Here is a 13,653-nt window from a genome sequence, read left to right as displayed (position 1 = left end):
ACATCCAGCCAGCAACAGCGTTCATAAGGAGAAATGAGTATGTTGCAACACCCGTTCCTGCGCATAGACCACTTGGCGATCGCCGTCGCGAACCTGGAAGACGCCATCGTATTTTATCGCGACACCTTGAAGCTGCCGCTGGTGGAGCGTCGCGAGACGCTTGGCAAGCACAGCGGCATGCGGTCGGCCGTCATGTCGGCCGGCCATTTTCAAATCGTGCTGATCGAAGGCACCAGCCCGGAATCGCAGGTCAGCCGCTACATCGAGCGATACGGCCCGGGCGTGCAACATGTCGCGTTCGAGGTCGAGGATATCGAAAGCACACGGCGCGCCTTGGCCGAAAACGGCCTGGAATTTTCCACCGACATCCTGGCGGCGCCCGGATTGCGGCAGACCTTCAGCAAGCGCGACCAGGTATCGGGAATGATGTACGAGTTGATCGAGCGCACCGGCGAAGAAGGGTTTCAGGATGCCAATACCACCCGGCTCTTCGAGGAACTTGAGAAAGCGGATGCGTACTGATGCCCATTTCATCGATGTGCCGGAGAAGCCAAGGGTGAATACACAAGCAGGTACATCACGGCTTGCCGTGATGAATTTTCTCAATGAGGTTGCGGGCGATTTTCCCCATGCCATTTCCCTGGCATCGGGCCGGCCGGCCGAAGACTTTTTCGACCTGGACCGCTGGCTCGAAGCCATTCCGCTGTACCAGCGCGAACTGTCGACCCGCTGGGGCGTGACGCGTGCCGACGCCGGGCGTCGATTGGCGCAATACGGCCGCACCAACGGCTTGATCAACGAACTGGTTGCCGCGCAGCTCAAGCAGGACGAAGGCGTGCAGACCCGCGGCGAGCACATCGTGATCGGTGCCGGCTGCCAGGAGGCACTCGCGCTTTGCCTGCTATCCCTGTGCCGCGAGAAGAACGATGTGGTACTTGCCCGTGATCCGACTTATATCGGCATGACAGGTGTGGCCGATCTGCACGGCATAGAAATCGTTCCGCTGTACGCCCACGACGATGGCCTCGCCGACGAATTGCGAACCGTGACCGAGCGACTGGGCAGGGAAGGCAAGCGTGCGCGTGCGCTCTATCTCATCCCGGAGTTCGACAACCCGACCGGGGCAGTGCTTTCGCTGCGGGTAAGAAAGGAACTGCTGGATGTATGTGCCGATCAGCGCATGCTGGTGCTCGAAGACAACCCCTACGGGTTATTTCGCTACGAAGGCGAGCGGGTGCCGACGATGTATGCGCTCGACCACACGGGTAGCGTGGTCTACCTGTTCACGTATTCGAAGACACTGTGTCCGGCCGTGCGGATCGGCGGCGCGGTGGTACCGGATACGCTGTTCGGCGATGCAATCGCGGCACGTGCGCTGGTTGCAGAACTGGGCGAGCGCAAGAGTTTCCTGACGGTGAACACCAGCCAGCTCAATCAGGCGCTCATCGGAGGCATCCTTCTGTCCGAGAACGGTACGCTGAACCGTCTGGTGTCGCCGCAGCGCGATCACTATCGGAAGAATCGCGATCTCATGCTTTCGGCGCTGTCGGATGAGTTTGCTGGAAATGACGAGGGCATTCGCTGGAATCGACCGGAAGGTGGATTTTTCCTGACCATGGATCTGCCGTTCCGGTTCGGACAGGAAGAAGTTCTGCAGTGCGCGCGCGAGCGGCACGTCATCCCCATGCCGCTGTCGTTCTTTTCGCTGTCCGGCATTTGCCAGAACAGTATCCGCCTTGCCTTCAGCAACGTGGCATCGACGCATATCGCCGAGGGTGTTGCACGACTGGGCCAGTTCATACGCCAGTGCGAAGAGGCTTGCCATGCAGCGGTATGACGCAGCGCAGGTGCATGCAGCGATTGTTGCTCTGCTGATCGACCTGGACCTCTCCGAGGCGCATGCGGCGGATGTGGCTGATGCCTTGATCGATGCGTCGCTGCGCGGTATCGACACGCACGGCGTTCGTCTCATACACAGCTACGTCAAGGAGCTCGAAGGAGGGCGGGCCAAGGCGAAACCGACATTTCGCATCGAAGGTTCGTTGCCTGCCGCTGCGCTGTTCGATGCGGGCGATGCGCTTGGCGTGGTTGCGGGTGCCGCGGCCATGCGTGAAGCAATGCGTCGCGCCCGTATCGCAGGGATCGCCGCCATCGCGGTCAGCCATTCCAATCATTTCGGCCGCGCCGATTATTTTGCGCGCATGGCGAGCATGACCGGACAGATTGGACTGGTCTTCAGCAACTCGGATGCATTGGTCGTTCCATTCGGTGGCGCCACACCGCTCAATGGCACGAATCCTCTGGCCATGGCTGCGCCGGGTATCGACGGCGACGGCTTTTATCTGGACATGGCCACCAGTCAAACCGCGTATTCCCGCGTGCTGCAGTCCTTGCGTCACGGTCTTCCGGTATCCCCGGGATTGGCCACCAATCAGCATGGACAGGACTTGTCGCACGGTGGCGAACTCGGCGCATTGCAGCCCTTGGGCGGCGTCAAGGGACAGGGATTGGGCATGATGATCCAGATCCTCTGCACCTTGCTGTCGAACATGCCATTCGATGTCGAACTGTCCAATCTTTATCGCGAACCCTACGACACACCACGCCTCATCAGTCATTTCATGGTGGCGATCGAAATCTCGGCATTCATCAAGCTGGACGTATTTCAAACCCGGCTTTCCGAACTGTTGACGCTGTTTCGCGACAGCAAGGCAAGCGGTGAGGCATCCGTCAGGGTGCCGGGCGACGTGGAGCGCGAAGCTGAAGCCGAGCGCCGGCTCGGTGGCATTCCGCTGGCCGATGAGGACGTCAAATTGCTAGGCCTGGGGGAAATGGCCGAATGGCGCGAGTCATGAAAGCCATGCTTGTGGCGGACTGTGAATCGCTGGCGGCGATCCATTCGTTTAAAGAATAGGCCATATGAACAATTTGCGGATTATCGCCGCTGCCAATCGCCATTACGCTGCCTGCGCTATTTACGAACAGACAGCAGGTTTGCATGTCCACTCGCAAGCAAGAACGAACGAATCATTTTAGTGACGGGTGCTACCGGCAGACAGGGTAACGCCGTGTACCGGCACCTGCAGAAGAAAGGTTTCACATTGCGCGCGCTGGTGCGGGATCCCAACAGCGATCAGGCACGTCAACTGATGGGGAATGGACAAGAAGTATTTCAGGGAAGTTTTGATGATCTCGACAGTGTGACGCGCGCGATGGATGGTGTGTACGGCGTATTCTCCGTACAGCCCTACACGGCCCGTGAGGTCGAGCAAGGAGTAGCTGTCATCGAGGCGGCGAATCGGCAGAATGTCAGCCATTTTGTTTACAGCTCAGTAGGAGCGGCTGACGAAGAGACAGGTATTCCTCACTTCGAAAGCAAGATCAAAGTGGAAGATCACCTGCGATCGAGCGGTTTGCCGTATACGATCGTGCGGCCTGTCTTCTTTATGGAGAACTGGCTGAGGAAGTTTGGCGAGTCCATCCGGAACGGGCAACTGCAGCAGCCTTTGAGTTCGACGGCAAATTTGCAGATGGTAGCCGTGGATGATATCGGCGCGTTTGCAGCGCTTGCATTTGAACATCCCGAGAAATGGAGGAACAGGACATTTTCACTGGCGGGTGATGAACTGTCGATGCAGCAGATCGCCGACGCGTTTAGCCGCATGACTTCGCAAGAAGTGAAGTACGTCCAGGTCTCCTGGGATCAGTTCGAGAAGAACATGGGAAGAGAACTGACGGTGATGTACCACTGGTTTGAAGAAGAGGGCTTTCACTTCGATATCGAAGCGACGCGCCGCGAATATCCGCTGACCCACACTTTCAATCAATGGCTGGATGCTTACTGGGGCACGACATTTTGAGAGAACGCTTTGAACTCATTGAGACGGAGAAAACCGACTCAAGCGGGATGGCAAACGGCTCGAACAAATCGCCATCTGTCAAAGCCCGATACAAAAAGAACAAAAGCGGTCCAACTAGACACGACGCTGAGTTTTTCTACGCGTGATGCGTTTGTAACAAGCACATCAGGCGTGTACATCCAGAAATTTGTGCGGAATTCGGCATCCGGGCCAGGCAAGTACGACAAGACGTCTGTACTGAGCGGACGCAGAATGAATGGCCACTGCGCAAAGCTTGCGCGCACGCTTTGGGTCAATCCTCCGAACTTGACGCTGTCTCGATGCCTTTCCGCACCGTCGTCCCGGCGAACGCCGGGACCCAGTGTCTTTCGGCATCGGAACCCGTGTGTAGCGCAAGCCTTTTGCAGCCGAGGCATCACCTGTTTGGGGAGACCAAGTCATGGCGTTTTTTGTCAAACCAGGCCGGCTTGTGCTGGGTATCGTGTGTCTGGTTGCTGCTTTGGTTCCGATCAGCCTTTTTGCGGCCGACACAGTTGCCGAACCGATGGTGCCCCAGGCAACGGTGACTACACTCACCAAGCCCGGATTCTTCACTGAACCGGGAATTGCGATCAGCCCGCTGGATCCCGACAAGGTCACGGCGATCTACCAGGACAATGTCCACATCGCTTTCAGCAACAACGCTGGCGCCAACTGGACCGACGTGCCCAAGGTTGCGCCGCCGGAGTGGCGGGTTTCGGGAGACGTCTCGATCACCTACGACAACCACGGTCATGCCATCGCCAGCTACATGGCTTTCAATAAATTGGGCACCGAAGATTACTGGGCCCACAACGCACCTGCCGGCGGTCTCTACATCCGCCGTTCGCTGGACGGCGGCAAGACCTGGGAGAGTCAGGCGCGCACGGTCATTGAGCATGTCGGCGACCATCCGCCACCGCTATGGGAAGACAAACCGTTCATCGTCGCGGACCAGAGTCGCGGTCCGCATGCCGGGAATCTTTACATCGGCTGGACGCGCTGGACCTTGACCGGGTCGGAAATCCTTCTGAGCCGTTCTACCGACGATGGCGTGAGCTGGTCAGCGCCGATGGAAATCGATGCGCATCCCGGCTTGCCGCGCGACGCCACTGGCGCCAACGAAGGGTTCTGGGGCGTGGTGGGTCCGGACAGTGCCTTTTATGCGGTTTGGGCAGATGCCAGCCATATCGCCTTCACGCTCTCGAAGGACGGTGGCCGCAGCTTCTCCAAAGCACGCGACATCATTCCCACAGCGCCCATCATGTACGGCATCACGGACCTGGATCGCGCCAATGGTTTCCCGCAGTTGGCGATCGATCCGCGCGTCACTGCCGACGCACCGCTCGGCCGGCTGTATGTGGCCTGGGCCGACTACCGCAATGGCGATGTCGATGTCTTTCTCGCCACGTCCGTCGATGGCGGCGATCACTGGACGCCGGCGATACGCGTCAACAACGATCCTCTACACAATGGCGCCGATCATTTCTTCCCTGCGTTGGCGGTGGATCCGGTGACCGGTGACGTGTATGTGTCTTTCTACGATCGCCGCGCTGATCCCCGTAACCAGGCCGCCATCGTGACCTTGGCCCGCTCCACGGATCACGGCAATACCTTCGTCAACTACGCGTGGACGAAGCAGCCCTTCACCATGGGCAACGTCTTCATGGGCGACTACAGCGGCCTGGCGGCGCGCGACGGGCATGTCTATGGCATATGGACAGAGCATGTCGAAGCGTCACCCGCGACGGGCAAGTCGGAGACGGCACAGCAGCATCGCGCCAACAACACCGTTGTCAACGTGGGGATGGCGACATTTCACTAGAGCCTCTGATTTATTCAATCAGGGCCGATCGAAACACGTAGGCTGGGATGACAATCCCAGCATCAGAAGTCACAAACATGCTGGGATTTCATCCCAGCCTACACGGACATCCGGTCGCGTGGAATAAATCAGAGGTCCCTTGAAGGCGCTCTTGCAAATAAGGTTTTGACCGAGCTAAGCGCCAAATATGATGTGCGCAGCACATGATCTCGACCTTCATATAATCACGACCTAATCTCCACGCGTTATTAACATCTCCATTGGCGTGGCCAGCCAGGCGATAACGTTGTTATTGATTGCCAAAACACAAAAGTATAACGTCCGTTAAGCCATCGCTGGATGCGATGCGCGAGTCGCGGCGGCCTACCGGCAGCGGGCGCGGCAAAAGGGGTGGTCCAGGGAGCGGAGGTCTGATCGAAAGTGTCATTACCAGTGTCCTTGCTCAAGGCCGATTCCTGGGGTGCCGATCGACATGTGCGACAAGGAAAACTATGTCGTTTTTCTTCTCGACGAGAAGCGCTACGCGCTGTATTTGACCGCGGTCGAAAGAGTGGTGCACGCGGTGTACGTGACGCCGCTGGCAAAGGCCCCTGACATCGTTCTGGGCATCGTAAGCCTGCAAGGGCGGATCGTACCGGTCTTCAACGTACGGCGACGGTTTCACCTGCTGGAACGGGAAGCCCGCCTGGCGGATCAGATCATTTTTGCGCGTACTAGGCGGCGAACGGTGGCGCTATGGGTCGACACGGTCACGGGTGTGATCGAGTGCGACAAATCGAATGTGACCCACGCCGATGACGTCCTGCCGGCCACGGCATATGTGCAGGGTGTCATCCAGCTTGATGATGGACTGGTCCTGGTGCACGACCTTGATGCCTTTCTATCGCTGGATGAAGAAAAGTCGTTGGATGGTGCATTGGAAGCAAGCCAGTCCCCATGACACATCCGACGATGCCGGCGCAGACGTTGTCGAAGCTCAGCGATTGGCTTGCCACCCGCATGGGCTTGAACTTCCCCGCGGAACGCAAGAGCGATCTGGAGCGCGGCATGGCCGCTGCCGCCTCGGCCTTTGGCATGCCCAGTGCCGAGAGCTGCGCCCATTGGCTGTTATCTACGCCGCCGACGCGCGCCCAGATCGAGATATTGGCCAGCTGTCTGACGGTAGGCGAAACGTATTTCTTTCGCGATGAGTGCTGCTTCATGGCATTGGAAACGAATGTATTGCCGGAGCTGATTCACGCACGCATGAAAAACGAGCGGCGTCTGCGTATCTGGAGTGCCGGTTGCTGCACCGGCGAGGAACCTTATTCCATCGCCATGTTGATTGATCGACTTATTCCAGACGCTCGTGATTGGAATATTGCCATTCTGGCTACCGATATAAATCCTTCTTTTCTGCGCAGGGCATCGGAAGGTGTGTATGCGCCGTGGTCGTTCCGCAACACGTCGGTCAGGGCCGCGTCCATGGCGGGATACTTCCAGCACATGCCCGGGTCACGGCGTGAGATAAAGCCATCCATACGGAAATATGTATCGTTTTCGTATCTGAATCTTGCCGATGACATCTATCCATCCATGGCGAACAATACTAACGCCATGGACGTGATCTTTTGCCGCAACGTGATGCAATATTTCACCGCCGACCAGGCGGAACGGGTTTGCAGGAAGCTCCAGGATGCCTTGGTTGACGGCGGGTGGTTGATCGTCGCGCCTGCCGAGACCTGGGTGCAGCCGCGCCATGGTCTGAAGATGGTGGAATTTCCGGGTGCGATTTTTTACCAAAAGCACAGGGGCGATGAAGCTTCGCTGCAATCGTCCAGGAAAATTTACCGGGCATTCGAATCGCCTTCCGTGACCTACCCGGTCGGAAAGAAGGTGCCGGCAAGCCAGCCGATCAAGGTGCCTGAAACGCAGAAGAAGGCTGCATCGGTATCGAGCGAACAAGCAAGGCAAGCTTCCTACCACCAGGCCAGAAGCTACGCCAACGAGGGAAAGTTGACCGAGGCGGCGGCGTGCTGTGAAGCCGTCATCGCTGCCAACAAGACCGATCCGATTCCTCAGTATTTGCTGGCCATCATCCAACAAGAGCAGGGCAGGTACGAGCAGGCCGTGCAATCGCTAAAGCGAGCCTTGTATCTCGACCATTCGTTTGTGCTGGCCCATTTTGCGTTGGGCAATCTTTATTCGCTGATGGGACGGCCTCGCGATGCCAGACGACATTTCAGGAACGCGCTTGAGCTTTTGCTTCCACTCGCCAAGGGGGAAGTCATTCCCGAGTCGGATGGACTGAGCGCCGGCCGCCTCGCAGAAATCGTAACGGCCCTATTGGAAAGTCTTGACGGCGTTGCCACAGCGAATGCTTAAAGGAGATGCATGGCATGCAAAGCGGTGAATCCAAATTGAGCAAGGCGTCGGCCGTTCGTTTCGACTATAGAGACATGGAAAGGAAACTGGCTGCCGCGCATGCCGCCATGGAGTCGGGCTGGATGCCGACACCTGAAGAGAGTCGAAAGATTCTTGCATTCAGAGCGCAAGCCCTTGCCGCGGGAAAGCTGGCGGATGAGGCCGTTGAGGCGACTATCGAAGTTGTGGAATTCAATCTGGCCTACGAACGCTACGCCATAGAATCGCGCTACGTACGTGAGGTCTATCCACTCGAAAATCTCACGCCGGTTCCCTGCACGCCATCGCACGTACTCGGTGTCGTCAATCTGCGTGGCGAGATTATCTCGGTCATCGATATCCGCGTTTTTTTCGATCTACCCAAGACGGGGCTTCCGGACCTCAACAAGGTCATGGTGCTTGAATCGGAGCACATGAGTTTTGGCGTGTTGGTCGATGCCGTTGCAAGTGTGTACAAGATTCGGATCGCCGATATTCAATCGGCACTGCCTGCCATGACACAGATCCGCGAAGCCTATCTCAAAGGCCTGACCGCGGATTGCATGGCGATTCTGGATGGCGGGAAGTTGCTGTCCGATGCAGGCATCGTGGTGAACGAGCAGATACATGAAAGTTGAGTCGAAAAAAGCATTCAGAAAAACCACGCAAAGGGGCCAATATGAAACTCACCGTTGGAGCGAAAATAGGTGCCGGTTATGCCGTTGCCTTGATCATCATTGCCGTGCTCGGTGTGGCTGCGTACCGCAACGCCAGCGGCTACGTGGAAGCCGTGCAGCAGCGCGCGCACGATTATCAGATGATCGACAATCTGACTGCCACGCTTTCAACCATGCAGGATGCAGAAACGGGTCAGCGTGGCTACTTGATCGTTGGTGCGGATCGCTATCTGACTCCCTACACGGAAGCGTCGGTGAATGCATACAAGGAATTGCAGAACCTTAAAGTGCTTGTCGGCAATGATGCCGAGCAGCAGCAAAAACTCGACCAACTCCACTCACTGATCGACGCCAAGTTCGAGGAGCTCAAGGAAACCATCGCGCTGCGACAGGACAAGGGTTTTGAAGCCGCCGAGCAAGTGGTGCAAACGGATAAAGGCAAGAAGACCATGGACGACATAAGGGCAGTGATCGCGGATATGACCCGCAACGCAAAGGCGACGCTGGACCAGCGTGACGTCGACCTCAACGTCAAATCGAATGCTGCGATCCACACCATCGTTTATGGCGTACCGCTGGCTTGCATCGTATTGGCATTGCTGGGTCTTGTGATCGTGCGCAAGATTACGCACGAGCTTCGGGACGGCATTACCAGGCTGGCATCCTCCGCGTCGGAAATACTTGCCACCACCACCCAGCTTGCCTCCAGTGTCGTACAGACGGCCACCGCCGTCAGCGAGACGACGGCGACGGTGGAAGAGGTAAAACAGACCGCGCAGCTCACCACCGAAAAAGCACGCTATGTGCTGGACAGTGCGCAAAAGGCATCCAATGTTTCGACGGTTGGCCGTACGGCGGTGGACGATACCGTGCAGGGGATGCACCGCATTCAAGCGCAAATGGAATCCGTCGCAGACAGCATCGTCCGGCTCAGCGAGCAAAGTCAGGCGATCGGCGAGATCATTGCCACCGTCAATGGATTGGCCGAGCAATCGAACTTGCTGGCCGTCAACGCCGCGATCGAGGCAACCAAGGCCGGTGAGCAAGGCAAGGGCTTCGGTGTGGTGGCGCAGGAAATAAAAAGTCTTGCCGACCAGTCCAAGCAGGCAACGGCTCAGGTGCGAACCATCCTGGGTGACATCCAGAAAGCAACCAGCGCCGCCGTGCTCGCTACGGAGCAGGGCAGCAAGGCCGTGGAGGCCGGCGTCAAGCAAACCGGCGATACCGGCGATTCCATTCGACTGCTGGCCGACAACATTACGGAAGCGGCGCAAGCCGCCACGCAAATTGCCGCGTCCAGTCAACAGCAGATGGTAGGCATGGATCAGGTCGTGGTGGCGATGGAGAGCATCAAGCAGGCCAGCACGCAAAATGTGGCGGGCACGCGCCAGGCGGAAGAAGCAGCGAAAAACCTGCATCAACTGGGGTTGCGGCTGGGTGATCTGATCGGAAGCCAGCGCGCGGCGGTATGACGGCCATGAGCGGGCATCCCCCTGACAAGAAAAGCGACGGTCTGCTGGAGCGGCTGCGGGTCACGTTCCAGGCGGAGGCCGACGAGCACCTGAAGTCGATGTCATCGGGCTTGCTGACGTTGGAGCACGCACCCTCAGGCGAATCGAAAAGCCTGATCGAGGCCATATTCCGTAGCGCGCACAGCCTCAAGGGAGCGGCACAGGCGGTAAACCTTGAGCCCATCGGCGTGGTATGCCAGTCGCTGGAAAGCGTTTTGGCCGCGTTGAAAGCGGGGCGAATCGAGCTGGCGCCGCCGTTGGTCAATCTTCTGCACGAGTCGTTCGACACGATTGGCCATCTGCTTTCGATGGACGCGGTGTCGTTAGGCAGGCCCCAGCCACTGGCGGTCACCACAGCGCGGCGGCTCGATGATGCGCTGAAGGAGCCACCAGCAAACGTCGAACAGCCTGACGAACCCGCCACGGAAATGCCGGCTGACATGCCGTACGTCGCCCCCAGCGTCGCGCCGGAAACCGTGCGTGTTTCCATTGCAAAGCTGGATACGGTGATGCGCCACGTGGAGGAGTTGCTGGCACCTCGCCTGGCCGCAAGTCAGCGCTTGCTGGAGCTGCGCGAAGCTGTTGCGATGCTCGCAACGTGGAAGAAGCAGCGCGCGCGACTGCAGCCGGCCTTGCGCGTGATCGAGCATTCGCTGCTGGCTCCGACGCCAGGCGCGGCAGGGGAGCGCGACGGTCGCGGCGCGCTGAATGGTGCGGCAAACCGGAAGCAGGAGCTGCTGAAACTGCTCGAGTATCTGGATGGCGAGCAGGTGCAGATGAAAGTGCTGGAGGATCACCTGGCCCATCTCAGCCGATCCGCCGAGCACGACCAGCGCGTGCTGACCGGCATGAGTGACAACCTGCTGCGCGATTGCAAGGACATGCAACTGCTGCCGTTCTCCTCGCTGCTGGAAGGTTTCCCGCGGCTGGTCCGCGGACTGGCACGCGAGCAGGGCAAGACTGTGGAACTGCTGATGCAAGGCGGCGACATCGACATCGATCGGCGCATCCTCGACGCGATGAAGGACCCGCTCATTCATTTGCTACGCAACAGCATCGATCACGGCATCAGCACGCCGACGGTGCGAAGCGCGAAGGGCAAGCCGCCGCAGGGCCGAATTACGGTGGCCATCTCGCAAAAGGACAGCGGCAAGGTCGAGGTGGTCGTCGCCGACGATGGTGTGGGGATCGATGTCGCCGCCGTCAGGGCGGCAGCCGGCAAGCTCGGGGTCATCTCCTTGCAGGATGGCGGCGGCGCGGATGAGCAGGATGCGTTGGCGCTGGTTTTCAAATCCGGCCTCAGCACCAGCCCCATCATCACGGATGTTTCCGGCCGCGGCCTGGGACTGGCGATCGTTCGCGAAAAGGTGGAGAAGCTGGGTGGAAGCATCGCCATTGAATCGCATCGCGATGCCGGTACCGCATTTCGCATCGTCCTTCCCTTGATGCTGGCGAATTTCCACGGCCTGATCGTTCGCGAGGGCGGCCAGCTTTTTGTCATTCCAACCATTCACGTCGAGCGTGTGGTGCGGTTGCCGCATAGCGACATTCGCACGGTGGAAAATCGGGAAACGATTTCCGTGAATGGCCAGGCGGTATCGCTGGTGGCGCTTGGCGAGGTGCTGGAGATGCTGCCGTCACGGGCGGGCCAGGCGCAAAGGGATAGTATCCTGGCAGTCGTCGTCGATATGGCACATGTGAAGATGGCATTTCGCGTGGACGAGATACTTGGCGGGCACGAAGTGCTGGTCAAGCCGCTGGGCCGTCAACTGGTGCGCGTACGCAATATTGCCGGCGCCAGCGTACTGGGCACGGGGCAGGTCGTGCCGGTATTGAATATTTCGGATTTACTGAAATCGGCGATGAAGCAGGTATTCAAGCCCCGCGCCGCGAGCACCGGCCTGGCCCATGACAAAGGCGACATCGCCGAGAAATGCTCCATCCTCGTGGTCGAAGACTCGATCACGTCACGCTCCCTGCTGAAGGGCATTCTGGAGACGGCCGGCTACCAGGTCAGCACGGCGGTCGATGGCGTGGATGGCTTTACGACGCTCAAGACCGGCAAGTTCGATTTGGTCATCTCCGACGTGGAAATGCCGCGCATGGACGGCTTTGACCTCACTGCCAAATTACGTGCCGACAAGCAGCTGGCGGATTTGCCGGTGGTCCTGGTGACGGCGCTGGGGTCGCGCGAACATCGCGAACGCGGCATCGATGTAGGTGCCAATGCCTACATCGTGAAAAGCAATTTTGATCAGAGCAATTTGCTGGATGCCGTCAGGAGGCTGGTATGAAGCTTTCTCCAAAGGCTTCCAGGAGGAAACGCGCGTGATCAAGGTTCTTGTCGTGGAAGACTCGTCCGTGGTGCGCGATTTTCTGGTTTACGTGCTGGGTTCGGATCCCGATCTAGACATCGTCGGCACTGCGCGAGATGGGGAGGAAGCACTGGATGCGGTGCGCCGTTATAGGCCCGATGTCATCACGATGGACCTCCACATGCCGAAGATGGATGGACTGGAAGCCACACGCCGGATCATGGAAACAATGCCAACGCCCATTGTCATCGTCTCGGGCAGCCACGATGCGAAGGAGTTGGCGGCAACGTTCAAGGCCATCGAAGCGGGTGCGTTGACCGTGATGGCAACGCCGAAGGGCATGGGTCATCCGCACCACGCAAGCACGGCAAAGGAATTGGTGCAGGCCGTGAAGCTGATGTCGGAAATCAAACTGGTACGCCGTTGGCCGCGTACGAATAACAAGACGGGCGCACTGCCAGAAACGATTGCCCCATCGGCGCCAGCAAGAATCCGGGTGGTGGCCATTGGCGCTTCTACCGGCGGCCCACCGGCGATTCAAACCGTGCTTGGTCGTCTGTCAAAAGAATTTCCGCTGCCGGTGCTGATCGTGCAGCACATGACGGCCAGCTTTACCGAAGGATTCGTCGAATGGCTGAGGCCGGCCATCAAGCTTCCGATCCAGGTGGCCCGCAACCATGAGGTGATGAAACCCGGGCATGTTTACGTGGCGCCGGATGGCTTTCAAATGAAAGTGTCGTACGGCGACATCATCGTGTTGACGACGGACCCGCCCGAGAGCGGCTCGCGCCCCTCGGCATCCTATCTATTCCGTTCCGTTGCCGAGGTTTACGGCGGCGAGGTTATTGCCGGCTTGCTGAGCGGCATGGGGCGCGATGGCGCCCAGGCACTGCAGTTGCTGAGAGAGAAGGGTGCCATCACGTTTGCACAGGACGAGGCCAGCTCGGTCGTGCACGGCATGCCTGGTGAAGCCATTCGGCTGCATGCCGCGATGCATGTGCTGCCGCTGGACAAGATTGCGGAGATGGTCATAGCAGCCGCGCATCGACGCTCATAAGCCACAGG

11 protein-coding genes are annotated in these 13,653 nt (G+C 58.6%); all 11 read left to right on the top strand.

From position 1 onward, the window contains the following. Nucleotides 1-39 precede the first annotated feature (39 nt). Nucleotides 40-522 (top strand): VOC family protein, encoded by a 483-nt coding sequence (locus tag IEX75_RS16820; protein WP_229720913.1) that lies wholly within the window; start codon nt 40-42, stop codon nt 520-522. Then, complete coding sequence (locus IEX75_RS16815; protein WP_188795893.1) at nt 512-1,837, top strand: aminotransferase-like domain-containing protein; 1,326 nt, start codon at nt 512-514, stop codon at nt 1,835-1,837. The genes IEX75_RS16820 and IEX75_RS16815 overlap by 11 nt, the downstream gene beginning before the upstream one ends. After that, a complete protein-coding gene (locus IEX75_RS16810) occupies nt 1,824-2,855 on the top strand; it encodes an Ldh family oxidoreductase (protein WP_188795891.1) in 1,032 nt (343 codons plus the stop codon). Before IEX75_RS16815 ends, IEX75_RS16810 begins: the two co-directional genes overlap by 14 nt. A gap of 21 nt (nt 2,856-2,876) precedes the next feature. Next, complete coding sequence (locus tag IEX75_RS16805) at nt 2,877-3,860, top strand: NmrA/HSCARG family protein (protein ID WP_308422154.1); 984 nt, start codon at nt 2,877-2,879, stop codon at nt 3,858-3,860. 439 nt (nt 3,861-4,299) lie between these two features. Beyond that, a complete protein-coding gene (locus IEX75_RS16800; protein ID WP_188795890.1) occupies nt 4,300-5,703 on the top strand; it encodes a sialidase family protein in 1,404 nt (467 codons plus the stop codon). 472 nt (nt 5,704-6,175) lie between these two features. Continuing rightward, on the top strand, nt 6,176-6,643 hold the full coding sequence (locus IEX75_RS16795) for a chemotaxis protein CheW (RefSeq protein WP_188795888.1): 468 nt from the start codon (nt 6,176-6,178) through the stop codon (nt 6,641-6,643). Nucleotides 6,644-6,750: 107 nt separating this feature from the next. Beyond that, on the top strand, nt 6,751-8,067 hold the full coding sequence (locus tag IEX75_RS16790; RefSeq protein WP_188795886.1) for a CheR family methyltransferase: 1,317 nt from the start codon (nt 6,751-6,753) through the stop codon (nt 8,065-8,067). 14 nt (nt 8,068-8,081) lie between these two features. After that, nucleotides 8,082-8,723 carry a chemotaxis protein CheW gene (locus IEX75_RS16785; RefSeq protein ID WP_229720911.1) on the top strand — a complete coding sequence of 214 codons (642 nt, stop codon included), beginning with the start codon at nt 8,082-8,084 and terminating at the stop codon, nt 8,721-8,723. A gap of 41 nt (nt 8,724-8,764) precedes the next feature. Further along, complete coding sequence (locus IEX75_RS16780; RefSeq protein ID WP_188795884.1) at nt 8,765-10,234, top strand: CHASE3 domain-containing protein; 1,470 nt, start codon at nt 8,765-8,767, stop codon at nt 10,232-10,234. Between the two features lie 5 nt (nt 10,235-10,239). Next, nucleotides 10,240-12,567, top strand: a complete 2,328-nt coding sequence (locus IEX75_RS16775) for a hybrid sensor histidine kinase/response regulator (protein WP_188795881.1) — start codon at nt 10,240-10,242, stop codon at nt 12,565-12,567. A 34-nt stretch (nt 12,568-12,601) separates the two neighbouring features. After that, a complete protein-coding gene (gene cheB, locus IEX75_RS16770) occupies nt 12,602-13,645 on the top strand; it encodes a chemotaxis-specific protein-glutamate methyltransferase CheB (RefSeq protein ID WP_188795880.1) in 1,044 nt (347 codons plus the stop codon). Nucleotides 13,646-13,653: the final 8 nt, after the last annotated feature.

It is taken from the genome of Dyella nitratireducens (genome assembly GCF_014642835.1).
GTDB classification, from domain to species: domain Bacteria; phylum Pseudomonadota; class Gammaproteobacteria; order Xanthomonadales; family Rhodanobacteraceae; genus Dyella_B; species Dyella_B nitratireducens.
The sequence above is the reverse complement of the archived record's forward strand: the minus strand, read 5'-3'. Positions and strand labels throughout refer to the sequence as shown.